This is a genomic window from Cupriavidus sp. FW305-27 (genome assembly GCF_058787995.1).
This window is the reverse complement of the sequence record NZ_JBYTAG010000042.1, coordinates 24261-49003: the sequence shown is the minus strand read 5'-3', so window position 1 is coordinate 49003 and position 24743 is coordinate 24261. Positions and strand designations below refer to the sequence as shown.

24 protein-coding genes and 1 tRNA gene are annotated in these 24743 nt (G+C 67.3%); 12 read left to right on the top strand and 13 right to left on the bottom strand.

The genetic code is table 11. The features are described from left to right. Nucleotides 1–8: 8 nt before the first annotated feature. From AC3WRI_RS20280 to AC3WRI_RS20270, 3 genes are read right to left on the bottom strand one after another with little or no spacing between them, the layout of a single operon-like run. Nucleotides 9–2114, bottom strand: a complete 2106-nt coding sequence (locus AC3WRI_RS20280; protein WP_492293925.1) for a sensor histidine kinase — start codon at nucleotides 2112–2114, stop codon at nucleotides 9–11. Continuing rightward, nucleotides 2111–2413, bottom strand: a complete 303-nt coding sequence (locus AC3WRI_RS20275; RefSeq protein WP_010814735.1) for a PP0621 family protein — start codon at nucleotides 2411–2413, stop codon at nucleotides 2111–2113. The genes AC3WRI_RS20280 and AC3WRI_RS20275 overlap by 4 nt, the downstream gene beginning before the upstream one ends. 6 nt (nucleotides 2414–2419) lie before the next feature. After that, complete coding sequence (locus AC3WRI_RS20270) at nucleotides 2420–3358, bottom strand: cytochrome C assembly family protein (protein ID WP_010814736.1); 939 nt, start codon at nucleotides 3356–3358, stop codon at nucleotides 2420–2422. A 141-nt stretch (nucleotides 3359–3499) separates the two neighbouring features. Between AC3WRI_RS20270 and ffh the strand changes: the two genes are divergently transcribed. Beyond that, on the top strand, nucleotides 3500–4894 hold the full coding sequence (ffh, locus tag AC3WRI_RS20265) for a signal recognition particle protein (RefSeq protein WP_010814737.1): 1395 nt from the start codon (nucleotides 3500–3502) through the stop codon (nucleotides 4892–4894). A 56-nt stretch (nucleotides 4895–4950) separates the two neighbouring features. Further along, entirely contained in the window at nucleotides 4951–5493 is a 543-nt protein-coding gene (locus tag AC3WRI_RS20260) for a hypoxanthine-guanine phosphoribosyltransferase (protein WP_492293923.1), read from the top strand. Between the two features lie 47 nt (nucleotides 5494–5540). Here the strand turns inward: AC3WRI_RS20260 and AC3WRI_RS20255 are convergent, their stop codons facing one another. The 4 genes from AC3WRI_RS20255 to AC3WRI_RS20240 all read right to left on the bottom strand — a co-directional run bounded on the left by AC3WRI_RS20255 (nucleotide 5541) and on the right by AC3WRI_RS20240 (nucleotide 9652). Next, on the bottom strand, nucleotides 5541–6155 hold the full coding sequence (locus tag AC3WRI_RS20255; RefSeq protein WP_492293921.1) for a LysE family translocator: 615 nt from the start codon (nucleotides 6153–6155) through the stop codon (nucleotides 5541–5543). Between the two features lie 136 nt (nucleotides 6156–6291). Beyond that, nucleotides 6292–7185 (bottom strand): 2OG-Fe(II) oxygenase, encoded by an 894-nt coding sequence (locus tag AC3WRI_RS20250; protein ID WP_492293919.1) that lies wholly within the window; start codon nucleotides 7183–7185, stop codon nucleotides 6292–6294. Then, complete coding sequence (locus AC3WRI_RS20245) at nucleotides 7182–7925, bottom strand: lytic transglycosylase domain-containing protein (protein WP_010814741.1); 744 nt, start codon at nucleotides 7923–7925, stop codon at nucleotides 7182–7184. Before AC3WRI_RS20245 ends, AC3WRI_RS20250 begins: the two co-directional genes overlap by 4 nt. Before the next feature lie 5 nt (nucleotides 7926–7930). After that, nucleotides 7931–9652: a proline--tRNA ligase gene (locus tag AC3WRI_RS20240; RefSeq protein WP_011616078.1), complete on the bottom strand. Its 1722-nt coding sequence runs from the start codon at nucleotides 9650–9652 to the stop codon at nucleotides 7931–7933. 192 nt (nucleotides 9653–9844) lie between these two features. On the opposite strand from AC3WRI_RS20240, the gene AC3WRI_RS20235 reads away from it, so the two are divergent. Next, nucleotides 9845–10528, top strand: a complete 684-nt coding sequence (locus tag AC3WRI_RS20235; RefSeq protein WP_010814743.1) for an RNA pyrophosphohydrolase — start codon at nucleotides 9845–9847, stop codon at nucleotides 10526–10528. Next, on the top strand, nucleotides 10521–11102 hold the full coding sequence (locus tag AC3WRI_RS20230; RefSeq protein ID WP_010814744.1) for a CNP1-like family protein: 582 nt from the start codon (nucleotides 10521–10523) through the stop codon (nucleotides 11100–11102). Before AC3WRI_RS20235 ends, AC3WRI_RS20230 begins: the two co-directional genes overlap by 8 nt. Before the next feature lie 80 nt (nucleotides 11103–11182). Here the strand turns inward: AC3WRI_RS20230 and proB are convergent, their stop codons facing one another. The 4 genes from proB to rplU form a co-directional block, all read right to left on the bottom strand. Then, nucleotides 11183–12301 carry a glutamate 5-kinase gene (proB, locus tag AC3WRI_RS20225; protein WP_010814745.1) on the bottom strand — a complete coding sequence of 373 codons (1119 nt, stop codon included), beginning with the start codon at nucleotides 12299–12301 and terminating at the stop codon, nucleotides 11183–11185. Nucleotides 12302–12398: 97 nt separating this feature from the next. Continuing rightward, complete coding sequence (gene obgE / locus AC3WRI_RS20220; RefSeq protein ID WP_010814746.1) at nucleotides 12399–13496, bottom strand: GTPase ObgE; 1098 nt, start codon at nucleotides 13494–13496, stop codon at nucleotides 12399–12401. Between the two features lie 133 nt (nucleotides 13497–13629). After that, the gene (gene rpmA / locus AC3WRI_RS20215; RefSeq protein ID WP_010814747.1) at nucleotides 13630–13890 is read right to left on the bottom strand and encodes a 50S ribosomal protein L27; all 261 of its coding nucleotides are present in this window, start codon (nucleotides 13888–13890) and stop codon (nucleotides 13630–13632) included. Between the two features lie 39 nt (nucleotides 13891–13929). Then, entirely contained in the window at nucleotides 13930–14241 is a 312-nt protein-coding gene (gene rplU, locus AC3WRI_RS20210) for a 50S ribosomal protein L21 (RefSeq protein WP_006576525.1), read from the bottom strand. A 530-nt stretch (nucleotides 14242–14771) separates the two neighbouring features. On the opposite strand from rplU, the gene ispB reads away from it, so the two are divergent. After that, nucleotides 14772–15701 carry an octaprenyl diphosphate synthase gene (gene ispB, locus AC3WRI_RS20205; protein WP_058698446.1) on the top strand — a complete coding sequence of 310 codons (930 nt, stop codon included), beginning with the start codon at nucleotides 14772–14774 and terminating at the stop codon, nucleotides 15699–15701. Nucleotides 15702–15831: 130 nt separating this feature from the next. Continuing rightward, a tRNA-Pro gene (locus AC3WRI_RS20200) sits at nucleotides 15832–15908 on the top strand. 77 nt (nucleotides 15909–15985) lie between these two features. Here AC3WRI_RS20200 and AC3WRI_RS20195 read toward each other — a convergent pair. Then, a complete protein-coding gene (locus AC3WRI_RS20195) occupies nucleotides 15986–16306 on the bottom strand; it encodes a helix-turn-helix domain-containing protein (protein ID WP_492293918.1) in 321 nt (106 codons plus the stop codon). Nucleotides 16307–16729: 423 nt separating this feature from the next. On the opposite strand from AC3WRI_RS20195, the gene pilB reads away from it, so the two are divergent. The 6 genes from pilB to AC3WRI_RS20165 all read left to right on the top strand — a co-directional run bounded on the left by pilB (nucleotide 16730) and on the right by AC3WRI_RS20165 (nucleotide 22589). Next, on the top strand, nucleotides 16730–18454 hold the full coding sequence (gene pilB / locus AC3WRI_RS20190) for a type IV-A pilus assembly ATPase PilB (protein WP_010814750.1): 1725 nt from the start codon (nucleotides 16730–16732) through the stop codon (nucleotides 18452–18454). 64 nt (nucleotides 18455–18518) lie between these two features. Then, on the top strand, nucleotides 18519–19790 hold the full coding sequence (locus AC3WRI_RS20185; RefSeq protein WP_010814751.1) for a type II secretion system F family protein: 1272 nt from the start codon (nucleotides 18519–18521) through the stop codon (nucleotides 19788–19790). 3 nt (nucleotides 19791–19793) lie between these two features. Further along, nucleotides 19794–20708, top strand: a complete 915-nt coding sequence (locus AC3WRI_RS20180) for a prepilin peptidase (RefSeq protein ID WP_010814752.1) — start codon at nucleotides 19794–19796, stop codon at nucleotides 20706–20708. 63 nt (nucleotides 20709–20771) lie between these two features. Continuing rightward, nucleotides 20772–21398 (top strand): dephospho-CoA kinase, encoded by a 627-nt coding sequence (gene coaE / locus AC3WRI_RS20175; RefSeq protein ID WP_010814753.1) that lies wholly within the window; start codon nucleotides 20772–20774, stop codon nucleotides 21396–21398. A gap of 226 nt (nucleotides 21399–21624) precedes the next feature. Then, a complete protein-coding gene (zapD, locus tag AC3WRI_RS20170; RefSeq protein ID WP_010814754.1) occupies nucleotides 21625–22383 on the top strand; it encodes a cell division protein ZapD in 759 nt (252 codons plus the stop codon). A 17-nt stretch (nucleotides 22384–22400) separates the two neighbouring features. Then, nucleotides 22401–22589, top strand: coding sequence for a DNA gyrase inhibitor YacG (locus AC3WRI_RS20165; protein WP_010814755.1), 189 nt, complete (start codon nucleotides 22401–22403; stop codon nucleotides 22587–22589). A gap of 30 nt (nucleotides 22590–22619) precedes the next feature. On the opposite strand, the gene AC3WRI_RS20160 is transcribed toward AC3WRI_RS20165, so the two are convergent. Beyond that, nucleotides 22620–24659: an OPT family oligopeptide transporter gene (locus AC3WRI_RS20160; RefSeq protein WP_492293917.1), complete on the bottom strand. Its 2040-nt coding sequence runs from the start codon at nucleotides 24657–24659 to the stop codon at nucleotides 22620–22622. Nucleotides 24660–24743: the final 84 nt, after the last annotated feature.

Here is a 24743-nt window from a genome sequence, read left to right as displayed (position 1 = left end):
GGGACAGGTCAGGCGGCGGCCGCATCGGCACTCTCGATGCGCAGCGTCAGCACGAAAGCCTTGGCCGGCAGTGTATCGCGCGCGGCGGCGGCCAGCATGCCGGTGCGCTCGAGCAGCGCCGGCAAGGCGATGGCGCCGTAGCGCACCTGGGCGTCATTGGCGCCGCACAGCTCGCGCGCCATGAACAGGCCCAGCCCGGTGCCCTGGGCGTTGCTGGTGAAGAACGGTTCGAACAGGCTGCGCTGGTGCTCGCGCGCGACTTCGGCGCCGTCGTTCCAGACGATCAGCTCGGCATGGTGCTGGTCCAGCGCATGCGCCAGCAGCCGGATCGATCCCGGCAGCCGGCTGCAGTAGCGCCAGGCGTTGTCCAGCAGGTTGCCCAGCACCTGCTGCAGCTGCGAGGCGTCGAACACCACCGGCTGGGCCACGTCCACGGTCAGCCGGATGGCATTGGCGTTGATGTCGGCCCGGCCCGCCGGGCGGGTCTCGCCGGCGCGCGGGCGGCGCGAGCGCATTTCGGCGCGCCAGCGCTCGACGATCTCGGGCAGCGCCTGCGCCAGGTGCACGGTGCTGCGGCCGGTGCGCGGGCGGCGCGACATCTGCAGCACGTCTGACACCACCTGGTCCAGCCGGCGCACGTTGTCGTTGATGATGCGCAGCAGGCGGGCGTCGATATCGACATCGGCGCCGCCATGGTCCTGCGCGGCGGGATCGCGCCGGCCGGAATCGCCCAGCAGCTCGCTGGCCTGGCTGATTGCCGCCAGCGGGTTGCGGATCTGGTGCGCGATGCTGGCCACCAGCCGGCCCATGGCGGCCAGCTTTTCCTGCTGCACCTGCTCGGCGATGCGTTCCCAGCTTTCGATATGGACCAGCACGGTGTCGCGCATCTCGTTGCGCAACAGGGCCTCATCCTCCTGCGACCAGGCCATGGCCTCGTTCTGGGCGATGGCCAGGCGCAGGCGGCCGGCGGCTTCGGGCGACAGTTCGCTCCAGGCGGCGGTATCCAGCGTGGCCGGCACGGTGCGGCCATGCGCCATGGTCGAGCGCAATCCTGCCAGCCCCGGCAGCACAAAGCGCAGCCGCAGCCGGGTGTGCTGCATGGTGCCGTCGGCCAGCGCGGTGCCGGACGCCATCGGCAGCAGCTGCAGGATGCGCGGCACGTCGTCCTTGCTGTGCAGCCAGTCGCGCAGCATCTCCATCAGCGGCTGCAGGCGCGGGATGCGGCGCAGGTCGAACAGCACTGCTTCTCCGCCCTGACCTGCCGCACCACCCAGCCGGCGTGAGTAGATGCGCTCATGCGGCTGCACGCCCAGCAGCACCACCGCCGCGGGGTTGGCCGCCACCACCGCGCCGTTGGCGCGCACCAGCATCACGCCGTCCTGCATGTCGTTGACCATCAGCCGGTTGACCAGCTGCTGCAGGCGCAGCTCCTGCTCGCGCGCCAGCGCCAGGCGCTCCTGCGCGATCTGGCGGTTGGCCAGCATATACATCAGCAGCGCCGCGATCATGAACACCAGGCCGAACAGGCCCGAGCCCAGCAGCCCGGCATCGGCCTGGCGCAGCAGGATGGTGTGCATGAAGGGCCCGCTCATCACCACCAGCGCGGAGATCGACGCGGCAAACAGCGCGAACAGCAGGCTGGTCAGCGCGCCGGCTTCCAGTGCCGGCAGCAGGAAGATCATGGCCAGGCCCTCGGCCTGCCCGCCCCGCCCCAGCACGCTGAAGACCAGCGCCAGCAGGGCCAGGTCGGCCAGCACCTGCACCCGCACGCGCAGATGGAAGTGCCGGCGCCACAGCGTGCCGGCCAGCATCGCCAGGGCGATGCCAAGATAGGGCACGGCGATGGTCATGGCCGCCGCGTGCTCGATGCCGCCCAGGGCCCCGAGGTCGAACGGCACGGGCGGGATCGCATTCGTGATGGCGGTGACGGAGGCCGGCTCGCCGCGCCGCATCAGCGCAAAACCGACCAGCAGCAGGCCCACGGCCACACGGGTCCAGCAGAAATAGCGCAGCAGGCGCCAGTGAAAGTCAGGCGGTTCGGGCTGGCGCCACAGCTGGGCCAGGCCGCGCCAGGCGTTCAGCCGCTGCCAGCCCGACGACGCCGGCTCTGTCATGGGCGGGGGCCGCTGCTGCTGTCGCTGCCCTCGGCCCGGCTTTCGTCAGGCAGGTGGCTGCGGCGGCAGTAGTGCAGGCCGCGCCAGGCAATGGCCTCGCCCTGCGGCAGGTGCACGCCGCACTGGGCGCACTGGACCATGGGTTCGGCGGTGGCGTCGGCCGGGCCGGCGGCGGCAGTGCGCTCGCTGGCCTCGCGGGCCTGGCGTGCGCGGTGTTCAGCCAGCCGCGCCTCGGCGCGGGCGCGCAGCCACCAGATGACGCCCAGCACCACGGCCAGCAGGATCAGGATACGTGCCATGGGGAATCAGAGGCGATGCAGGACGACTTCAATCACGAAACGGCTGCCGACATAGGCCAGCAGCAGGATGCCGAACGAGGCGATGACCCAGCGCAGCGCCACCTTGCCGCGCCAGCCGCGGAAGATGCGCCCGGCCAGGATGCCGCCGAACATGGCCCACGAGATCAGCGCGAACACCGTCTTGTGGTCCAGCCGGAAGGCGCGGCCGAACAGGTCTTCAGAGAACAGCAGGCCCGAGCCGATGGTCAGCGTCAGCAGCACAAAGCCGGCGCCAATCAGCCGGAACAGCAGCTTCTCCAGCGTCAGCAGCGGCGGCAGCAGGTCCAGCCAGCGGCCCAGCCATTCGCTGGGTTGCTGCTCCGGCGGCCGCGCCGGCGCGTGCCGGAAGCCATGCAGGCGCCGTTCGGCCAGCAGCATCAGGAAGGCGTGGAACGCCGCCAGCGTGAACAGCCCGTAGGCCACGTTGGCGATGATGAAATGCAGCTTGAACAGCGGCCGCGCCGCGTAGCCCAGGATCTGCGAGCCGGGGAAGGCCAGCGGCATCAGGCTGGCCACCAGCGCCACCGGGATCACGATCAGGCCCAGGCCCGCCAGCGAGAAGAAGAAGCTTTCGATCCAGTAGATGCCCACGCCCAGCCACAGCATGGCCGACAGTGCGAAGGCAAAGCCGAACATCATGCGCTCGGCCGGGAAGATGGTTTCATGCAGCAGCATGCCGTGGCTGGCCAGCGCCGCCAGCATCAGCACGTGCCACCAGGCCGGGCGCCCTTCGCCGTGCGCGCCGCCCGCCGGGGGGATGGGGCCGCCGCCGGCCACCAGCACGGCCGAGGTCGCCCCCCCTGCCGGGCCGGCAGCGGTGGCAAGGCGTGGGTGGCGCGTGGCCCAGCCGTGAAAGGCCAGGCCGCAATAGAGAAGTGCCGTCAGGGCATACAGTACAATGACCATTTACGCAGTTTACCTTAGTGCCCACGGACGGTGGCGGCCCGCTTGAACCGGTGTAACAGGTGTTCCAGGCCCGCCCCGTGTGCAAGACTGCCTCCGATTTCAGCCCCGAGCCCTGCTCCGACTTCTCCCCCGATTCCTGCCATGCTGGACAATCTCACTCAACGCCTGGCGCGTGTGGTCAAGACCATGCGCGGCGAGGCGCGCCTGACCGAGGCCAACACCGCCGAGATGCTGCGCGAAGTGCGCCTTGCCATGCTCGAAGCCGACGTGGCGCTGCCGGTCGTGCGCGAATTCGTTGCCCGCGTGAAGGAAAAGGCCATGGGCGAGGAGGTTGTCAGCAGCCTCACCCCGGGCCAGGCCCTGGTCGGCGTGGTCCAGCGCGAGCTGACCGCCGTGATCGGCGGCGCCGACGCGGCCAGCGGCAACAACAAGGAAGCCGAGCTGAACCTGGCCGTGCAGCCGCCCGCCATCATCCTGATGGCGGGCCTGCAGGGCGCCGGCAAGACCACCACCGTGGGCAAGCTGGCCAAGTGGCTCAAGGAAAACAAAAAGAAGAAGGTGCTGACGGTCTCGTGCGACGTCTACCGCCCCGCCGCTATCGCCCAGCTCAAGACAGTTTCCGAGCAAGTCGGCGCTGACTTCTTCCCGTCGCAGCCGGACCAGAAGCCGGCGGACATCGCCCGCGCGGCGGTGGACTGGGCGCGCAAGCACTACCACGACGTGCTGATCGTCGACACGGCCGGCCGGCTCGGTATCGACGAGCTGATGATGCAGGAAATCGCCGCCCTGCACGCCGAGCTGAAGCCCGCCGAAACCCTGTTCGTGGTCGACGCCATGCTGGGCCAGGACGCGGTCAACACCGCCAAGGCCTTCAACGACACCCTGCCGCTGACCGGCGTGGTGCTGACCAAGCTGGACGGCGATGCGCGCGGCGGCGCGGCGCTGTCGGTGCGCCATATCACCGGCCGCCCGATCAAGTTTGTCGGCGTCGGCGAAAAGCTGGACGGCCTGGAGCCCTTCTACCCCGACCGCATGGCCCAGCGCATCCTGGGCATGGGCGACATCCTCGCGCTGGTCGAGGAAGCCCAGCGCGGCGTGGACATGGAAGCGGCCGAGAAGCTGGCCAAGAAGATCAAGAAGACCGGTGACTTCGACCTGGAAGACTTCAAGGCCCAGATCGGCCAGATGAAGAAGATGGGCGGCCTGGGCAGCCTGGTCGACAAGCTGCCGGCGCAGTTCGCCCAGCAGGCGCAGGGCGCCAACATGGACCAGGCCGAGAAGCAGGTGGCCCGCATGGAAGGCATCATCAACAGCATGACGCCCACCGAGCGCGCCAAGCCCGAGCTGATCAAGGCCAGCCGCAAGCGCCGCATTGCCGCGGGCGCCGGCGTGCCGGTGCAGGAAGTGAACCGCCTGCTCAACCAGTTCGACCAGATGCAGTCCATGATGAAAAAGCTCAAGGGCGGCGGCATGATGAAGATGATGCGCCAGATGGGCGCGATGAAGGGCGGCATGAAGGGCCTCTTCAACCGCTAGAATCCGTCCGTCGCACCCCGACTTGCCTCCCCCCGCAAAAGAACAGGAAAGACATCATGATGAGTGCCGTACAGGCCCGCGAGCTGTGGGCCAACTCCGAGGAAATCGTCTCCGCCGCGGAAGTCCAGGAGTCGCTGGACCGCATGGCCGCGGAAATCACCGCCAAGATGGGCGATGCCTTCCCGCTGGTGCTGTCGGTGATGGGCGGCGCGGTGGTCTTCACCGGCATGCTGCTGCCCAAGCTGGCCTTCCCGCTGGAGTTCGACTACATCCACCTCTCGCGCTACAACAACAAGACCGTGGGCGGCGAGATGCAGTGGCGCGTGGCCCCGCGCGAGTCGGTCAAGGACCGCGTGGTGCTGGTGCTGGACGACATCCTGGATGAAGGCGAGACCATGGCCGCGATCCGCGAGCGCATCATGGACATGGGCGCCAAGGAATTCCACGCCGCGGTGCTGTGCGAGAAGACGCTGACCAAGATCAAGCCCATGCATCCGGACTTCTGCGGCTTTGCCGTGCCGGACCGCTATGTGTTTGGGTGCGGCATGGATGCCAAGGGCTACTGGCGCAACCTGGACTCGATCCGCGCGCTGGTTTGATCAGTTGAATACAGGCACCCGCCCGGGTGCCTGCCCCGGCGCCATCCTCAGGCGCCCAGGATCGGCCACAGCGAGGCCAGCAGCAGCACGGCCATGCCGATATTGAAGGCGCGCAGCACCCGCGGACGCGCCAGCCAGCGCCGCAGCGCCGAGCCGCACAGTGCCCACATCGCCACGCTGGGCAGGTTCACCACCCCGAAGATCCCCGCCAGCAGCAGCACGTTGAGCCACAGGTTGCCGTGCAGCACATAGGTGCTGCACGCGCCCACCGCCATCACCCACGCCTTGGGATTGACCCACTGGAACGCCGCCGCGGCCCAGAAGCCCATCGGCCGCTTGACCTGCTGGTCCTGCACGCCGCCGGCCGTGGCCAGCTTCCACGCCAGCCATATCAGGTAGACCGTCGCCACCACGCGCAGCACCTGCCAGGTCCACGGGAAGGCGTGGAACAGCGATCCCAGCCCCAGCCCGACCAGCCCCACCATCAGCGCAAAGCCAATGCTGACGCCGAGCAGGTGCGGCACCGTGCGCACGAAGCCGAAATTCACGCCCGAGGCGAGCAGCATCGTGTTGTTGGGACCGGGGGTGATCGACGACACCAGCGCAAAGCCGGCAAACGCGGCGAAGACACCGGTTCCGGCGGCGAGTTGGGACACTTCCATGACTGACTCCAGGGCGTTCAGGGAAATCAGTCTACGGTCAGTTAGCGGTACAGTACCGGTACAATTTTTGGAATTAATGCCGATACGGCGCCGGGCACGGGATCAGTACCGCGCAGTGCGCTCCTGCGAAACACAATCAGGCGTCGCTGCGGTACGGCCGTTCGCGCAGCCACTTGGTGGCGATCCACTTCTCGCCGAAGGCCACCGGCAGCCCCGCGTGCAGGGTGCGCTCGTCCAGCGCGCCGTCGGGCAGCAGGTAGCTGAAGTACACCGCATTGCCCTTGACCGGCGCCACCTCCAGCCCCACGCGCGGGAACGCGGTGGCGCCGCCCGCCTCGGGCGTGTTCAGGTAGATCACCAGGGTGGCGATGCGCTGCCCGCCGACGGACAGCTGGCGCGCCTCGCCGGGGCGCTGCGGATTGAAGTAGTCGAAGTGCGGCTGGTACTCGCCGCCGGGCTTGTAGTTGAGGATCTGCAGGCCTTCGCCGTGCTCGGCCGGCACGCCGGTGACGGCGGCGATGCGGGCCTCGATGCGCGTGATCAGGGGGTGCTCGGCCACCTGGAACATCGCGCCCATGCTGGTGCGGGCATCGATCAGGTTCTCGTCGCCGGTGTCCGGGTTGACCACCGGCGAGCGCGCCAGGCGGCCGCGCGACAGCGCCACCAGGGCATCGCACTCGTCGTCGGTCAGCAGCTGCTGGAACAGTTGGACCTGTGGCGACGCCAGCCGGAACAGGATCGGGACCAGGCGGTCCCCGCCATCGGCCGCGTAGACCGCGGGCGTGCCGGCTGCAGCTGCGGAGCGCGCCGGCGCAGGCCGGGCCGGCGCGGCACCATAGGCATCTTGTGCAAATGCCGCGGCCACGGCCTGGCGCGCAAAGGCGTCGTCATAGCCCGAGCGCAGCATCGACAACACCAGCGCATCGGCGGCAAAGCCCTGGGCGATATGCCGGGCCAGCCATTGTTCAAGTTCGGGCGAGGATTCGGTGTAGCCGGTCTTGCCGCCGGCAACGGATGCTTCGCGGATCATGACGGATTGGCGGCGACGCGCTGCGACGAGAACGGGTTGCGGGCAGGCGGCTCGGACACCGGTGCGCGCGGGCGCGACGGCGCGATCTCGGGCTCGCCGGCCACGGTGACCGTGGCTTCGGAATACTGCCAGCGCTTCCACGCCGCCAGCACCGCGTTCGGATATTCGGGGCGGCCGCGGCTGCCGTTGTAGCGGCCCAGCGCCAGGTACAGGTCGCCCTGCTCGCGGTCCAGGTAGTAGCGCAGGATGGTGCAGCCGTAACGCAGGTTGCTCTGCAGGTGAAACAGCTTGCGCGGGTCGCTGTCGCCGATGGCGCGCACCCAGAACGGCATCACCTGCATCAGCCCGCGCGCACCGGCCGAGCTGATCGCGTACTTGCGGAAGTTGCTCTCGACCTGGACCAGGCCCAGCACCAGCGCGGGCTCCAGCCCGGCGCGCTTGGCCTCGTAGTAGGCCACCTCGATCAGTTCCACGCGCACCTGCGGCTCGGGGATGCGCGAGGCCAGGCGGGCGGACATCTCGCCCAGCCATTTCAGGTAGGCCAGGCGCTCGCCGCCGGACGCGAATACCGGCCGCGTGGGCCGGTCATCGGCAATGGCGGCGGCCAGCGCGCCGCGCACGGAATCGGCGAGGTCTTCTTCCTTCTGCGCGCCGGCGTGGGCTGCCATGGCCGCGACGGCCAGCAGCAGCCCGCCCGCGCAGCGGCGGGCGGCACCGGTCATGCCGCGGGCGGCGCGCATGGGGCTCAGTTCGCCAGCTGGCTGCGCACGTGGCCGACCACGTCGGCCACGCTGACGGCGGTGGCCTGCGCGTCGCGCCGGCCCTGGTACTCGACCTTGCCTTCCTTCAGGCCGCGGTCGCCCACCACCACGCGGTGCGGCACCCCGATCAGCTCCCAGTCGGCAAACATCACGCCCGGGCGCTCGCCGCGGTCGTCCAGGATGACGTCCACGCCGGCGGCCAGCAGCTCGGCATGGATGCGGTCGGCCTCGGCCTTGACGGCTTCGGAGCGGTCGTAGCCCACCGGGCAGATCACCACCGCGAACGGCGCGATCGCGGCCGGCCAGATGATGCCGCGCTCATCGAAGTTCTGCTCGATCGCCGCGCCCAGGATACGGGTGACGCCGATGCCGTAGCAGCCCATCTGCATCGGCTGGGTCTTGCCGTTCTCGTCCAGGAAGGTGGCGTTCATCGATTCCGAGTAACGCGTGCCCAGCATGAACACGTGGCCCACCTCGATGCCGCGGCAGATTTCCAGCGTGCCCTGGCCGTCCGGCGAGGCGTCGCCGGCGACCACGTTGCGCAGGTCGGCCACGACCGGCTCGGGCAGGTCGCGGCCCCAGTTGACGCCGGTGTAGTGGTAGTCGCGGTAGTTGGCGCCGCAGACGAAATCGCTCATGTTGGCGACGGTGCGGTCGGCCACCACCTTGACCGGCTTCTTCGCGCCGATCGGGCCCAGGTAGCCCGGCGGCGAGCCGAAGGCATCGACGATCTCGTTCTCGGTGGCGAAGCGGAAGTCGGCCAGGCCCGGCACCTTGGACGCCTTGACCTCGTTCAGCTCATGGTCGCCGCGGATCAGCAGCAGCCAGATCTCGGCGCCGGCCTCGGTGTCCTTGGCCAGCACGATCGACTTGACGGTGCGCTGCAGCGGGATGCCCAGGAACTCGGCCACGTGCTCGCACTTGGCCTTTTCCGGGGTGGCGGTCTTGACCAGGTCTTCGGCCGGCGCGGCGCGGCTGGCCAGCAGGGGCAGCGCCTCGGCGGCCTCCATGTTGGCGGCGTAGTCCGAGGTCGGGCAGTAGACGATGGCGTCTTCGCCGGTGTCGGCGATCACATGGAACTCATGCGAGCCCGAGCCGCCGATGGCGCCGTTGTCGGCCGCCACGGCGCGGAATTCCAGGCCAAAGCGGCGGAAGATGCGCACGTAGGCGTCGTACATGTTCTCGTAGGACTTGCGCAGGCCGTCCGTGTCGCGGTCGAAGGAATAGGCATCCTTCATGGTGAACTCGCGCCCGCGCATGATGCCGAAGCGCGGCCGGCGCTCGTCGCGGAACTTGGTCTGGATCTGGTAGAAATTGACCGGCAGCTGCTTGTAGCTGCGGATTTCCGAGCGGGCGATGTCGGTCACTACCTCTTCCGAGGTCGGCTGGACCGCGAAGTCGCGCTCATGGCGGTCCTTCAGGCGCAGCAGCTCGGGGCCCATCTTGTCCCAGCGGCCGGTTTCCTGCCACAGCTCGGCCGGCTGGATCACCGGCATGGACAGCTCCACCGCGCCGGCGCGGTTCATTTCCTCGCGCACGATGTTCTCCACCTTGCGGATCACGCGCAGCCCGATCGGCATGTAGTTGTAGATGCCGGCGCCCAGCTTCTTGATCATGCCGGCGCGCATCATCAGCTTGTGCGAAACGATTTCCGCGTCGGCGGGCGCTTCCTTGAGGGTGGAAATGAAGAATTGCGAGGCTTTCATCCGTAATTTCTCTCTGGGCCGCCGGGCTCGGGAAAACCCGTCCCGGCAAAATCCGGGGGCCGGCGGCACTGAATTGTGGGCACGCGCCTGAAACTGCCCTTCCGCTCGGGGAAAACCAGCATCCCCCGGTCCGGGCCCGGCTGCGCGCTTCCTTTATAATCAGCGTAATTCTAAAGGATTCGAGGTGCAGTCATGCTCGATCGTGAAGGCTTTCGCCCGAACGTCGGCATCATCCTCCTCAACGCACGAAACGAGGTTTTCTGGGGCAAGCGAATCGGCGAACACTCCTGGCAGTTCCCGCAAGGTGGCATCAAGTACGGCGAAACGCCTGAACAGGCCATGTACCGCGAACTGCATGAGGAAATCGGCCTGCTTCCGGAGCACGTCAGGATCGTCGGTCGCACGCGCGACTGGCTGCGTTACGAGGTGCCGGACAAGTTCATCCGCCGCGAGATCCGCGGCCACTACAAGGGCCAGAAACAAATCTGGTTCCTGCTGCGCATGGCCGGCAGGGACTGTGATATCCATCTGCGTGCCACCGAGCACCCTGAATTCGACGCCTGGCGTTGGAGTCATTACTGGGTGCCGCTGGAGGCGGTGATCGAGTTCAAGCGCGATGTCTACCAGCTGGCGCTGACGGAGTTGTCACGCTTCCTGAACCGGCACGCGCGTGTGCCGCTGAGTCCCTATGGCACACACGGCACGCACGGCCCCCACGGCATGCATGGCCGGCATGGCGGGCCGCGCAGCCAGGCGCTCAGCCGCGCCCAGCAGGCGCAGCAGGCCGACGCCGACTGCAATGCCGAGGCCGCGCATGCGACCGAGCACGATTCACCGGCAACGCCGGTTTCCACCTCACGGAGCACTGATGACTAGTTTCACCGGCCTGGGCCGCCGCCGCGGCCTGACCGCTGCCGGCATGCTGATTGCCGCGGCCAGCCTTGCGCTGGCCGGCTGCAAGACCACCGGCAAGGAGATGGCGGAGGAAGAAAGCACCTGGCTCAACCCGTTCGCGCCCAAGACCTTTGATGAGGCCAAGGCGATGCTGCCGGCACCGCCTCAGGACGCCAACCTGATCCCGTTCTCGGTGTCGGGCACCGGCTCGCTGTCATTCGCGGTGGACGGCAAGTCGGTCTCGGTCGGCAAGGACAACGTGGTGCGCTACACGGTCGTCACCACCAGCCAGAGCGGCGCGCGCAACGTGACCTTCGAAGGCCTGCGCTGCGATGCGTTCGAGCGCAAGCTCTACGCCACGCTGCCCAAGGGCGCCACCGAGTGGGTGCCCAACAGCAGCGACTACGGCGAGACCTGGCACCGCATGGAGACTGGCGTGCGCAATGCCTATGCCGCCACGCTGGCGATCGATTTCTTCTGCGAGGGCCGTACCGTGGCCGGCACCGCCGACGCCATGGTGCGCGACCTGCAATCGCGAGCGCCGCGCAAGCGCTGAAGCGCGCGGCGTCGACATAAAAAACGGCGGGACTGCCTGGCAGCCCCGCCGTTTTTGTTTGCGCCCGGCCTGTACGCCCGTCAGACCAGCACCAGGTTGTCGCGATGGATCAGTTCGGGCTCGTTCAGGTGCCCCAGCACGGACTCGATCTCGGATGAGGGCTTGCGCGCGATCAGCCGCGCCTCGGCGCTGGAATAGTTGGTGATGCCGCGCGCCACCTCCTTGCCCTGCGCGTCGACGCACGCGATCACCTCGCCGCGGGCGAACTCGCCCTGCACTTCCGTCACGCCGATCGGCAACAGCGACTTGCCGCCGCTGGTGAGCTTCTCGACCGCGCCGTTGTCGATCACGACCCGGCCGCGCAGCTGCAGGTGGTCGGCCATCCATTGCTTGCGCGCCGTGAGCCGCCCGGTCGGCGCCAGCAGCTGGGTGCCGATGGCCTCGCCCGCGGCCAGGCGCTCCAGCACGTTGGCCTCGCGCCCGGAGGCGATGGTGGTATGGGCGCCGGACTTGGCTGCGCGCTTGGCCGCCAGGATCTTGGTCAGCATGCCGCCGCGCCCGATCGACGTGCCGGCGCCGCCGGCCATGGCTTCCAGCTCGGGGGTGCCGGCCAGGGCCTCGTCCACGAACTGCGCGGCCGGGTCCTTGCGCGGGTCGGCGGTGTACAGGCCGCGCTGGTCGGTCAGGATCACCAGCGCGTCGCCTTCGATCAGGTTGGTCACCAGCGCGCCCAGCGTGTCGTTGTCGCCGAACTTGATTTCGTCGGTGACCACGGTGTCGTTCTCGTTGATGATCGGCACCACGCCCAGGGACAGCAGCGTGAGCAGGGTCGAGCGGGCGTTGAGGTAGCGTTCGCGGTCGGCCAGGTCGGCGTGGGTCAGCAGCACCTGCGCGGTGCGGATGCCGTAGCGGCCGAACTGGCTTTCATAGACCTGCGCCAGGCCCATCTGGCCGACGGCGGCGGCGGCCTGCAGCTCATGGATTTCCTTCGGGCGGCGCACCCAGCCCAGGCGCTGCATGCCTTCGGCGATGGCGCCGGAGCTGACCAGCACCACTTCCTTGCCGGCCACGCGCAGCTTGGCGATCTGGGCCGCCCAGCGGGCGATGGCGTCGTGGTCCAGCCCCTTGCCGTCGTTGGTGACCAGGCTGGAGCCGACTTTGACGACGATGCGCTTTGCCTGCGCGATGACCGATTGCATGACGGGAATCCTGTCTCCCGGGCAGCCGGCGGCGGGCGCCGCGCCCGAATTGTCCGTGGGTATTCTTCTGTGGTGGGGCACCAGCGGCGGCCCCGGCTTATGCCTCGCCCTGCCCCTGGTCGACGTTGTGCAGGCGCTCGTCCAGCCGGATGTCCGGCTCGGCCAGCGCCGCGGCTTCTTCGGCCTTGATCGCCTGCAGGTGGTCCTTGATCGCGTAGATCAGCTCGCGGCAGCCTTCGCCGGTCAGCGCCGAAATCTGGAACACCGGCCCCTTCCACTTGTAGCGCTTGATGAAATCCTTCACGCGGGCCGCGCGCTCGTCCTCGGGAACCACGTCGAGCTTGTTCAGCACCAGCCAGCGCGGCTTGTCGTACAGGGTTTCGTCGTACTTCTTCAGCTCGTTGACGATGGCCTTGGCCTCGGCCACCGGGTCGACTGCCTCGTCGAACGGCGCCAGGTCGACAATATGCAGCAGCAGGCCGGTGCGCTGCAGGTGGCGCAGGAACTGGTGACCCAGGCCCGCGCCTTCGGCGGCGCCTTCGATCAGGCCGGGAATGTCGGCGACCACGAACGATTGCTCGTGGTCCACGCGCACCACGCCCAGGTTCGGGTGCAGGGTAGTGAACGGATAGTCCGCCACCTTCGGGCGCGCGTTGGAGATATGCGAGATAAAGGTCGACTTGCCGGCGTTGGGCATGCCCAGCAGGCCGACGTCGGCCAGCACCTTGAGCTCGAGCTTGAGCATGCGGCGCTCGCCCGGCTTGCCGTCCACCTGCTGGCGCGGCGCGCGGTTGGTACTGGACTTGAAATGCAGGTTGCCCCAGCCGCCCATGCCGCCTTCGGCCAGGCACACGCGCTGGCCGTGCTCGGTCAGGTCGGCGATGACTTCGCCGGTGTCCATGTCGGTGATCAGCGTGCCCACCGGCATGCGCAGCGTGATGTCCTCACCCGCCGCGCCGTAGCAGTCGGAGCCGCGGCCGTTCTCGCCGTTGCGGGCAACGTGCTTCCTGGCGTAGCGGAAGTCGATCAGCGTATTGATATTGCGGTCCGCCACGGCGAACACGCTGCCGCCGCGGCCGCCATCGCCACCATCCGGGCCGCCGAAGGGCACAAACTTCTCGCGCCGGAACGAGGCGCTGCCATTGCCGCCGTTGCCGGCGATGGCTTCGATTCGGGCTTCGTCTATGAACTTCATGATGATGGGTTTCCGTGATGGATCGGCGGATCAGCGGCTGGAAGCCTCCGACCGGGCTGGCGAACTGACATTGTCGCCAGAAAAGAAAAGGCCCCGCAAGCGTTGCGGGGCCTTCATCCTGCAAAGGCTGTTATCAGGCCGCCGGAACGACGCTGACTTGCTGCTTCTTGGCAGGGCCCTTGACGGCGAACTGCACGTGGCCGTCCACCAGGGCAAACAGCGTGTGGTCCTTGCCCACGCCGACGTTGTCGCCGGCATGCACGCGGGTACCGCGTTGGCGGATGATGATGCCGCCGGCGTTGATGGCCTGGCCACCAAACACCTTCACGCCCAGACGCTTCGATTCGGAATCACGGCCGTTCCGCGTGGAACCGCCGCCTTTTTTCTGTGCCATGTCTTACTCCTGTCGCTTTACCTGGTTACGCTCGATCGATCAGGCAACGATCGCTTCGATGCGCAGTTCGGTGTAATTCTGACGATGGCCCTGACGCTTCTGGTAGTGCTTGCGACGGCGCATCTTGAAGATCTTCACTTTGTCGTGACGACCTTGGGAGATAACGGTAGCCTTGACGGAAGCCCCGCTAACCAGCGGCGTACCAAACTTGATTTGGTCGCCGGCGCCCACTGCGAGCACCTGGTCGAGCGTGATTTCTGCGCCAATGTCTGCCGGTATCTGTTCTACTTTCAGTTTTTCGCCAGCAGCAACCTTGTATTGCTTGCCGCCGGTTTTTACGACCGCGTACATTGTCGAACCTCTCGGATGTGAATAAAACGCCGTATGCCGGCACTGGCGCGCCCTGCGCGGCCGGTCAATTGCACGGCCTGGCGCCTGGGCGGGCTCAATGCGGCCCGGTTATCTCCCGCCGGTCAGAACCCGCAAAGCGAGCGCAGCTACCGGAGGAAACCGAGAATTATAAATGAGATCCGGGAAAAGGGCAAAGAAAACAGGCACATAGCCTGTGTGCGGCGGCATCGCCACAATGCAACCGCGCCCTGGCTCAGGTCAGGTCGGCGAGCAGGAATCCCGCCAGTGCCGCAAACGCCACCCAAAGGGCGGTGCGGCGCAGGTGGCGACGAGGCACGGGCTTGTTCATGGCTGCATTATAGTTGCGCGCCTTGCGAACACCCTGAGCGCATACCCTGAGCGCGAATCTTTAGAAGCGCGCCATACGTGGAACGCCACGCGCATCGCATATAATCGTCCGGTTTTGCGTAACGGTGATCATCTTGTCCCAGCCTTCCGCCACTGCCTTGCTTGCCCCGGTCGCTGCAGACATGCGCGCGGTCGATGCTGTTATCCGCCAGCGGCTGTCTTCTGAAGTCCCCCTGATCGAGCAGATCGGCGAATACATCATCGGTGCCGGCGGCAAGCGCCTGCGCCCGGTGATCCTGCTGCTGACAGCGCGCGCGATGGGCTACGACGGCAACCGCCACCATGAGCTGGCCGCCGTGGTGGAGTTCATCCACACCGCCACCCTGCTGCACGACGACGTGGTCGACGAGTCCGAGCTGCGGCGCGGGCGCGATACCGCCAATGCCGTGTTCGGCAACGCCGCCAGCGTGCTGGTGGGCGACTTCCTCTATTCGCGCGCGTTCCAGATGATGGTCGATGCCGGCAGCATGCGCATCATGGAGATCCTGTCCAACGCGACCAACGTGATCGCCGAGGGCGAGGTCCTGCAGCTGCTGAACATGCACGACCCCGACGTCACCGTCGAGCGCTACCTGCAGGTGATCCGCTACAAGACCGCCAAGCTGTTCGAGGCCGCGGCGCAACTCGGCGCCGTGCTGGCCGGCGCCGACGCCCGGATGGAAGAAGCGGCGGCAGAGTATGGCCGCCGCATCGGCACCGCCTTCCAGCTGATCGACGACATGCTGGACTACACCGCCAGCGCCGAGCAGATGGGCAAGAACGCCGGCGACGACCTGCGCGAAGGCAAGCCCACCCTGCCCCTGCTGCACCTGCTGGAACACGGCACGCCCGAGCAGCGCCAGCTCGCGCGCGACGCCATCGTGCAAGGCGGCACCGAGCATTTCGATGCCGTGTTTGCCGCGATCCACGCCAGTGGCGCGCTGGACGTCACCTTCGAAGCCGCGCGGCGCGAGGCTGAAGCCGCCGAACAGGCGGCACGGCAGTTCCCGCCGTCGGAACTGAAGGAAACCCTGATCCAGCTCTGCGCGTTCTCATTGCAACGGCAGTCCTGACGCAACCGCGGGGAAGGCAGCGGAAGCGGGCAGAACGGCGATTTTCCTCGCCCTCTTCCATTCCCCAAAAAACGCTGCTAAACTTACGTTCTTTGCTGCAGACGGTCAGACGTTTGCCAGCAAACCAAATCGGGGTGTAGCTTAGCCTGGTAGAGCGCTACGTTCGGGACGTAGAGGCCGGAGGTTCGAATCCTCTCACCCCGACCAGATTTAAAAGGCCGAATCAACGTCAGTTGGTTCGGCCTTTTGTCTTTCTGCCCCCCCCTCCCCGATCCTCCGGCAACTCATCCCTTGATCGCCTTGCGCTGACGCTTGAATGCCTCCAGGTCGGCCGCGGAAAACAGCTGGCTACGACCCACTACTGCATGGGGCGCGAGCTTGCCGTCGCGCACCAGCCGCCGGAAGGTGGCAATTGAAACTTCGAGGTATTCGGCCGCCTCCGCGGCGGTGAAATCTGCTTCCGCGAGGTGGCCAAAGACTTCCTCGTGCGAGAAGTCCTCGTCCTTGAAAGCCTGCTCGCCCACCAGCGTGAAAAACTTGATGCGCTCCTGCGCGGGCATCTTGCTGACGGCCTTCATCAGGTCTTCTGCGGTCATGATGGTCATCCCTTTCTCTCTTCATCCTCGATCGCCAGGTGCAGCGGCTTGTGCGCCTTCTTGATGAACTGCATGAAGGGCTTCCTGCAAATTGGCATCACGCAGTGTTATGCACGCACTTTTGATTCTATATCGGATCAAAAATGACGTGGCGTCTCCCGTTGGGAAAAGGCCAAGGCAAACATGGGCGGGGACAGGGACTCCTCTCAAAAGGGCACCTGTCCCGCGCGCAAGGAAGCTGCCTGAAACGCCGCTTCTTCCCCGCGCAAGTAGGGTTGCGCCCGTGTCGCGCAAACGCCAACACCGCGCCCGCGCCGGCTTTACAAAAAGTGACCCCGGCGGCAAACTGCCCCGATCCGGGGACGTGGGTCCGTCCGCCCCCGCCTGCGTGGCATCCGCCACCGCCTAACCGCACCGCACAGCGCACCTGCCATGACACTCGGTCTTGCCCTGGCCCAGAGCCGGCGTATCGCGCCCGCCCTGCTTGCTCAGCTGGAGCAGGCCGCGCGTGAAAAGCAGTCGCAGCTGATCGACGAGATCGTCGGCAGCGGCACCATGAGCGCGCACGACCTGGCGCTGTTTGCCGCGGACAAATACCAGCTGCCGCTGCTGGACCTGGCCCAGTACAACCTGAACAAGGTGCCGCCGGCACTGGCCGGCAACCGTGAATTCCACGCGCACCGGCTGCTGCCGCTGGGCCGGCGCGAGAACCGGCTGGTGCTGGCGATGTCCGACCCGTCCAACCAGGCCGGGCTGGATGCGATCAAGGAAAAGTACAAGCTGCCGGTCGAAGCGGTGGTGGTCGAGCACGACAAGCTGATGAAGCACGTGCGCTCCGCCGGCGAGGCCCTGGGCACGCTGAAGAACATCTCGCCGGTGCAGGCCGAGCGCAAGATGATCGAATACGATCCGGTGGCCGCGGCCGGCAACCAGCGCAACCGCACCACCGCCGACAATATCGACGACGCCCCGGTGGTGCGCTTCCTGCAGAAGCTGCTGACCGAGGCCTTCCATCGCGGCGCGTCCGACCTGCACTTCGAGCCGTTCGAGACTTTCTACCGCGTCCGCTTCCGCGTGGACGGGGTGCTGCAGGAGGTCGCGCGCCCACCGCTGGATATCCGCGACAAGATCGCCACCCGCATCAAGGTGCTGTCGCGCCTGGATATTTCTGAAAAGCGCGTGCCGCAGGACGGCCGCATGAAGCTGCTGATTGCCCTGCCCAAGGACAAGGACGCCAAGGAGACGGTCGAGCGGGCAGTGGATTTCCGCGTGTCGACGCTGCCGACGCTGTTCGGCGAGAAGATCGTGATGCGGATCCTGGAATCTTCGTCCGACAAGCTCGACATCGACCAGCTCGGCTATGAGCCCGAGCAGAAGGCGCTGCTGCTGGACGTGATCAAGCGCCCCTATGGCATGGTGCTGGTGACCGGCCCCACCGGCAGCGGCAAGACGGTGTCGCTGTACACCTTCCTGAACCTGCTGAACCAGGGCGACATCAATATCTCCACCGCGGAAGACCCGGCCGAAATCCAGCTGCCCGGCATCAACCAGGTCAACGTCAACGACAAGGCGGGCCTGACCTTTGCCGCGGCCCTGCGTTCGTTCCTGCGGCAGGATCCGGACATCATCATGGTCGGCGAAATCCGCGACCTGGAAACCGCCGACATCTCGATCAAGGCCGCGCAGACCGGCCACCTGGTGTTGTCGACGCTGCACACCAACGATGCGCCGACCACGCTGACGCGGTTGATGAACATGGGCGTGGCGGCCTTCAATATTGCCTCGAGCGTGCTGATGATCACCGCGCAGCGGCTGGCGCGGCGGCTGTGCACCTGCAAGCGCGAGGGCGAGATCCCGCGCGAGGCGCTGCTGGAGGCGGGCTTCCGCGAACAAGACCTGGACGGCAGCTGGCAGCCCTACCACCCGGTCGGCTGCGAGCGCTGCAACGGCACCGGCTACAAGGGCCGCTGCGGCATCTACCAGGTCATGCCGATCACCGAGGCCATGCAGGAGATCATCCTGACGCATGGAACGGCATTGCAGATCGCCGAGCAGGCGCGCAAGGACGGCGTGCTATCGTTGCGCGAAGCGGGGCTGCTGAAGGTGAGGCAGGGCGTCACGTCACTCGAAGAAGTGCTGGCGACTACGAATACTTAGGGAAGCAGGACAAACGTAAATACAAGACGCAGAACAAGCGTCATTTACATCGGGGGTCAATATCATGGCGACGCGTGCACCAGCGGCGAGCGCCCGGACGGCGGCACCGTCACGGGCGAAATCAGGGAAGGGGCGCAAGGCACCCACCCAGTATATCTTTGAGTGGGAAGGCAAGGACCGCAAGGGCAAGACCTTCACCGGCGAGCTGCGCGCCGAGAACCAGGCCGAGGTCACCGCCACGCTGCGCAAGCAGGGCCTGACCATCGTCAAGCTGAAGAAGCGCAAGGCCGCGCGCGGGCGCAAGATCACCGAGAAGGACATCGCCTACTTCACCCGGCAGCTGTCGACCATGCTCAAGGCCGGCATTCCGCTGCTGCAATCGATCGACATCATCGCGCGTGGCCACGTGAACCCCAACTTCACCCAGCTGCTGTCCGACATCCGCTTCGACATCGAGGCCGGCAGCAGCATGGCCGCGGCATTCCGGCGCCATCCGAAGTACTTCGATACGCTGTACTGCAACCTGATCGATGCCGGCGAACAGGGCGGTATCCTGGATTCGCTGCTGGAGCGCCTGTCGCTCTACATGGAAAAGACCATCGCGCTGAAAGGCCAGATCAAGTCGGCGATGATCTACCCGATCGCGGTGCTGACGGTGGCCTTTGCCGTGACCGTGATCCTGATGCTGTTCGTGATCCCGGCGTTCAAGGGCGTGTTCTCCAGCTTCGGCGCCAACCTGCCGGCGCCGACGCTGCTGGTGATCGCCATCTCGGACTTCTTTGTCCAGTACTGGTACCTGGTGATCGGGGCGCCGGTGGCCGGCATCTCCTTCTACCTGCGCGCGCTGAAGAAATCGGAGAAGGTGCAGCGCGCCACCGACCGCGCGCTGCTGAAGCTGCCGATCTTCGGCAGCCTGTTCCGCAAGGCCGTGATCGCGCGCTGGACCCGCACGCTGGCCACCATGTTCGCCGCCGGCACGCCGCTGGTGGAGTCAATGGAGTCCGTGGCCGGCGCGGCCGGCAACTGGGTCTACTACGACGCCACGCGCGAGATCGAGCAATCGGTGCGCATCGGCACCAGCCTGACCAACGCGATGCAGGCCACCCATGTGTTCGACAACATGGTGCTGCAGATGACGCAGATCGGTGAGGAGTCCGGCGCGCTGGACAACATGCTGCTGAAGGTGGCGGAGTTCTACGAGCGCGAGGTCGACGATGCCGTGGCCGCGATCTCCAGCCTGATCGAGCCGCTGATCATCGTGGTGCTGGGTGTGCTGATCGGCGGCATGGTGGTGGCGATGTACCTGCCGATCTTCAAGCTGGGACAGGTGGTGTAAGCGATGTTGTCTTCGTGGTCTGCTTCCCCCTACCCTTCGTCGGCCTCCACCGGCGGCGCGCCGCTGGTGGAGGCACTGGCGGCGTTGCCGCCCGCCTTCCTGGTGGCGGCCGCCGCGCTGCTCGGGCTGGTGGTCGGCAGCTTCCTCAATGTGGTCATCCACCGGATGCCGCGCATGATGGAGCGCGACGAGGCCAACTATATCGCCGAGCTGCGCGGCGACCCGCTGCCCTACCCCGGCCGCTACAACCTGATGGTGCCGCGCTCGGCCTGCCCGCATTGCGGCCACGCGATTGCGCCGTGGGAGAACGTGCCGGTGCTGAGCTACCTGTTCCTGCGCGGGCGCTGCTCGGCGTGCCAGGCGCCGATCAGTGTGCGCTATCCGCTGGTCGAGCTGGCCTGTGGCGTGCTGAGCGCGCTGGCGGCGTGGCGCTTCGGCCCCGGCGGACAGGCCCTGGCCGCGCTGGTGCTGGTGTGGGCGCTGCTGGCGCTGACCATGATCGATGCCGATACGCAACTGCTGCCGGACCAGATCACCCTGCCGCTGTTGTGGCTGGGCCTGCTGCTGAACCTGGGCGGCGTGTTCGTGACGCTGCCCGACGCCGTGATCGGCGCGGCTGCCGGCTACCTGGTGCTGTGGACGGCCTACTGGCTGTTCCGGCTGGTGCGCGGCAAGGAAGGCATGGGCTTTGGCGACTTCAAGCTGATGGCGGCGCTGGGCGCCTGGCTCGGCTGGCAGGCGCTGCCGGCGCTGGTGCTGCTGTCGTCGGTGGTCGGCGTGCTGTTCGGGCTGGCCAATATCGCGCTGCGCCGGCAGGAACGCGACACGCCCTTCCCGTTCGGGCCCTTCATCGCGCTCGCCGGCGTGGTGGTGCTGCTGTTCGGCCCCGGCGTGCTGCCGCTGTTTGCATGGCCATGACGGTGTCCGACGATCTCCGCTGAAGCTGGTATCGTTGCGGCAACATCGTCAACAGAGCCTCACATGCTGGAAATCGGACTGACCGGCGGCATCGGCAGCGGCAAGACCCGCGTGGCCGACATGTTTGCCGCGCGCGGTGCCGCGATCATCGACACCGACCTGCTCGCGCACGAGATCACCGCCCCAGGCGGGCGCGCCATCCCGGCGCTGGTCGAGGCCTTCGGCCCGGCCTGCCTGCGTCCCGACGGCGCCATGGACCGCGACGCGATGCGCGCACTGGTGTTTGCCGACCCCGCAGCCAAGGCGCGGCTTGAAGCGATCACCCACCCGCTGATCCGTGCACTGACCACCGAGCGCGCCCACGCGATCCGCGATGCCGGCGACCATCCCTACCTGATCTACGTGGTGCCGCTGCTGGTGGAATCGGGCTCATGGCGCGAGCGCGTGGGCCGCGTGCTGGTGGTGGACTGCACCGAGGCCACCCAGGTGGCGCGCGTGATGTCGCGCAACGGCTTCAGCCGCGAGCAGGTGCAGGCCATCATGGCCAGACAGGCCACCCGCGCCGAGCGCCTGGCATGTGCCGACGACGTCATCGACAACGACGGTCCGGTGGAGGCGCTGGTGGACCAGGTCGACCGGCTCGACCGCTACTATCGTGAACTGTCGGCGGCGGCCAGGGTCCATCCATAACGCGCAACCCGGCGCGCCAGCGCATGGCATCATGCACGCGACATTGTCCTCGGCCCGTGTCTCGCATAGAATGCGCTGGAATATGCGGGGAAATCACCGCATACTGGCGGCAACCGCCCGCCATATATCGCCCCTTCCGGCATTTCCCGGGCCTCATTCTGCACCGGGCCTCATTCTGCACCGGGCCGCTCCTGAAAGCGCCCGACGCCCTGCACGGACATTGCACTTGATTCTGTACGAATACCCTTTCAACGAACGCATCAGGACACTCCTGCGCCTGGAGGACCTGTTCGATCGGCTGGAATACTTTCTCGGCCAGGATCATGCCCACCAGCACCATGTCGCGCTGACCACGCTGTTCGAGATCATCGACGTCGCCGGCCGCGCCGACCTCAAGACCGACCTGATCAAGGAACTGGAACGCCAGCGCCAGGCACTGGCGCCGCTGCGCGCCAGCCCGCAGATCGACCAGGAGGCGCTGGACGCCGTCATCGGCGAGATCGAGCAAGGCATCGCCATGCTCAACCAGACCGTGGGCAAGGCCGGCCAGCTGCTGGCCGACAACGAGTGGCTGACCAGCATCCGCAGCCGCGCGATCATCCCCGGCGGCACCTGCGAGTTCGACCTGCCGGCCTACTATGCCTGGCAGCACCGCCCCGCCGAAGACCGCCGCGCCGATATCCTGAAGTGGGTACGTCCGCTGCTGTCGCTGCGCATGGGCACCACCATCGTGCTGCGCCTGCTGCGCGAAGCCGGCCAGAGCGGCAAGGTGATCGCCACCGGCGGCAGCTACCAGCAAATGCTGTCCGGACGCAGCTACCAGCTGATGCAGGTCTACCTGGATGACTCGCTGCTGGCCTTCATCCCCGAGATGAGCGCCAACAAGTACATGCTGTGGGTGCGCTTCACGCAGCAGGACGGCGACCTGCGCCCACGCTCGGTCGATGCGGATATCCCGTTCCTGCTGAAACTCTGCAATTTCTGAAGCCTGCGCTGAACGCTATGCCTGCTGTCGTCAAATGCCCCACCTGCGGCACCGAGGTGGCCTGGGTGCCCGACAACAAATTCCGCCCCTTCTGTTCCGAGCGCTGCAAGCAGATCGATCTCGGCGCCTGGGCGTCCGAGAAATACGTGATCGGCGGCAAGCCGGGCGAGACCTCCGCCGACCAGACTGAAGACGAGGACGACTGAAGCGCCCTCGCCTTCAGCGTCCCTCGCGGTTCAGTGCGCCGCCGCCAGCACGCGGCGGTAGAAGCCCACGCATACCAGCGCGAACACCGCCAGGCCCAGCCACTGCGCGGTCGCTTCAAACCCGGGCCCGGCCAGCGCCAGTGGCGCATCCCTGCCCGACAGGCCGATTACCGCGGCCAGCATCACGCCGACCAGGCTTTCCCCCACGATCAGGCCCGAGGCCAGCAGCGTGCCGCGCCGCTCGGCATGTTCCAGCGCCAGCTTGACGTCGTCGCCGCGCGCGCTGGCGCGGCGGCGCTCGCTGCGCAGCAGGAGCCACGACAGCACCGCGCCGACCACCAGCGCCGAGCTGATGGTCGGCGGCAGGTAGATGCCGATGCCCACCGCCAGCACCGGCAGCCGCGCCGCGCCGCGGCGGCGGCGCAGCACCTCGTCGATGGCGATCAGCACCACGCCCAGCCCGATGCCGATCAGGATCATGGTCCAGTTGAGCTGGCGGGTGAAGATGCCGGTGGCGATCGCGGTCATCAGCGTCGCCTGCGGCGCGGCCAGCGCCTGGTTGGGGTCCATGTCCGCACGCGGCAGCGCGCCGGCGAAGCCATAGGCGCTGTAGAGCAGGTCCAGCACCGGCGGAATCACCGCCGCGCCTACCGCGCAGCCGATCAGCAGCGCCACCTGCTGGCGCCACGGCGTGGCACCGACCAGCCAGCCGGTCTTCAGGTCCTGCAGGTTGTCGTTGGCGATCGAGGCGACCGCCACCACCGCCGAGGTGGTGAAGATCGCCAGCGCAATCGCGAAGTTTCTGCCCTCGGGCGTGGCCAGCAGCCCGTCGGCCTTGCCCGCCAGCAGGATCAGCAGCGACACCAGGATCACCGCGATGATGCCGATGCCCGAGATCGGGCTGGCCGACGAGCCCACCAGCCCGGCCATGTAGCCACACGCCGCCGCCACCAGAAAGCCGAAGATAAAGGCGAACACCACCGCGTAGATCACCAGGCGCCAGCGTGCGCCGCCATCGAGTGGCGCCGGCGCGAGGAACCAGGCGAATACCGTCACCAGCACCGCCAGCAGCCCCAGCATCACCAGCCCGATCCATCTGGCCGGCATGTCCTGCTGCGTGCGCGGCATCTTGCCCTGCCCCGCCGGCCCGCCCTGCAGCGCGCCGAACGAGGCGCGGATGCCGTACAGCATCGGCCCGGCCAGCGACAGCAGCGTCCAGATCGCGGCAATGCCGATGGTGCCGGCACCGATGAAGCGCGCCTGCTGGCTCCACACCATGACGCCGAAGGCCGACAGCGTGGCGCCGTCCGGGCGCGGCGTGATGGCCGTCAGCCACGGCACCGCGACGCCCCAGGTCAGCACCAGCCCGAGCAGCATGGCCAGCCCGCCGACGATTCCGACCAGGTAGCCCGCGCCCACCAGCGCCAGCGAGAACCCCATCGACAGCCGCACCACCGAGGCCCCGGCCGACAGCCAGAAGTTGGCGCCCTCGGCCAGCAGGCGCAGCCCGCCGGCGGCAAAGCTGAACAGCCCCGCCACCAGGCCGCCGGCCATCAGGTCGGCCAGGCCGGTCGCCTGGGGCTTCTGCCCCGGCGCGGCCTGGTCTGGCGCGGCGCTGCCCACGCGCAGGATTTCCGCCGCGGCCACGCCCTCCGGGTAGGGCAGCTCGCTCTGCACCACCATCGCGTGGCGCAGCGGGATGCTGAACAGCACGCCCAGCATGCCGCCGGCCGCGCAGATCGCCAGCGTCTGCCAGAACGGGAAGCCCTGCCAGTGGCCCAGCATGACCAGGCCCGGCAGGATAAAGATGATCGACGACAGGGTGCCCGCGGCCGAGGCCTGCGTCTGCACCATGTTGTTTTCCAGGATGTTGGCGCCGGGGAAGAGCCGCAGCACGGCCATCGAGATCACGGCCGCCGGGATCGCCGACGAGAAGGTCAGGCCGACCTTCAGGCCCAGGTAGATGTTGGAGGCGGTGAACACGACCGTGATCAGCGCACCGAGGATGATGCCGCGCAGGGTCAGTTCAGGCAGGGAAACGTCGTCGGCGATACGATCGACACGTAGCATGCAGGTTCCTTTCCTGTGGATCAGGGCCTGGTCAGGCCCTGGCGGCGCGCAAGCGGGCGCCGCGGCCGCTTGCCCGACAGCGGG

Bases quoted from the DNA above. Each gene is read 5' to 3' on its own strand.
- AC3WRI_RS20250 (WP_492293919.1), bottom strand. From the start codon at position 7,185: ATGATCCGCGAAGCATCCGTTGCCGGCGGCAAGACCGGCTACACCGAA.
- ffh (WP_010814737.1), top strand. From the start codon at position 3,500: ATGCTGGACAATCTCACTCAACGCCTGGCGCGTGTGGTCAAGACCATG.
- AC3WRI_RS20260 (WP_492293923.1), top strand. From the start codon at position 4,951: ATGATGAGTGCCGTACAGGCCCGCGAGCTGTGGGCCAACTCCGAGGAA.
- pilB (WP_010814750.1), top strand. From the start codon at position 16,730: ATGACACTCGGTCTTGCCCTGGCCCAGAGCCGGCGTATCGCGCCCGCC.
- obgE (WP_010814746.1), bottom strand. From the start codon at position 13,496: ATGAAGTTCATAGACGAAGCCCGAATCGAAGCCATCGCCGGCAACGGC.
- AC3WRI_RS20180 (WP_010814752.1), top strand. From the start codon at position 19,794: ATGTTGTCTTCGTGGTCTGCTTCCCCCTACCCTTCGTCGGCCTCCACC.
- AC3WRI_RS20245 (WP_010814741.1), bottom strand. From the start codon at position 7,925: ATGCGCGCCGCCCGCGGCATGACCGGTGCCGCCCGCCGCTGCGCGGGC.
- AC3WRI_RS20160 (WP_492293917.1), bottom strand. From the start codon at position 24,659: ATGCTACGTGTCGATCGTATCGCCGACGACGTTTCCCTGCCTGAACTG.
- AC3WRI_RS20280 (WP_492293925.1), bottom strand. From the start codon at position 2,114: ATGACAGAGCCGGCGTCGTCGGGCTGGCAGCGGCTGAACGCCTGGCGC.
- ispB (WP_058698446.1), top strand. From the start codon at position 14,772: ATGCGCGCGGTCGATGCTGTTATCCGCCAGCGGCTGTCTTCTGAAGTC.
- AC3WRI_RS20165 (WP_010814755.1), top strand. From the start codon at position 22,401: ATGCCTGCTGTCGTCAAATGCCCCACCTGCGGCACCGAGGTGGCCTGG.
- AC3WRI_RS20235 (WP_010814743.1), top strand. From the start codon at position 9,845: ATGCTCGATCGTGAAGGCTTTCGCCCGAACGTCGGCATCATCCTCCTC.
- proB (WP_010814745.1), bottom strand. From the start codon at position 12,301: ATGCAATCGGTCATCGCGCAGGCAAAGCGCATCGTCGTCAAAGTCGGC.
- AC3WRI_RS20270 (WP_010814736.1), bottom strand. From the start codon at position 3,358: ATGGTCATTGTACTGTATGCCCTGACGGCACTTCTCTATTGCGGCCTG.
- rpmA (WP_010814747.1), bottom strand. From the start codon at position 13,890: ATGGCACAGAAAAAAGGCGGCGGTTCCACGCGGAACGGCCGTGATTCC.
- AC3WRI_RS20255 (WP_492293921.1), bottom strand. From the start codon at position 6,155: ATGGAAGTGTCCCAACTCGCCGCCGGAACCGGTGTCTTCGCCGCGTTT.
- AC3WRI_RS20275 (WP_010814735.1), bottom strand. From the start codon at position 2,413: ATGGCACGTATCCTGATCCTGCTGGCCGTGGTGCTGGGCGTCATCTGG.
- rplU (WP_006576525.1), bottom strand. From the start codon at position 14,241: ATGTACGCGGTCGTAAAAACCGGCGGCAAGCAATACAAGGTTGCTGCT.
- AC3WRI_RS20185 (WP_010814751.1), top strand. From the start codon at position 18,519: ATGGCGACGCGTGCACCAGCGGCGAGCGCCCGGACGGCGGCACCGTCA.
- AC3WRI_RS20230 (WP_010814744.1), top strand. From the start codon at position 10,521: ATGACTAGTTTCACCGGCCTGGGCCGCCGCCGCGGCCTGACCGCTGCC.
- AC3WRI_RS20195 (WP_492293918.1), bottom strand. From the start codon at position 16,306: ATGACCATCATGACCGCAGAAGACCTGATGAAGGCCGTCAGCAAGATG.
- AC3WRI_RS20240 (WP_011616078.1), bottom strand. From the start codon at position 9,652: ATGAAAGCCTCGCAATTCTTCATTTCCACCCTCAAGGAAGCGCCCGCC.
- coaE (WP_010814753.1), top strand. From the start codon at position 20,772: ATGCTGGAAATCGGACTGACCGGCGGCATCGGCAGCGGCAAGACCCGC.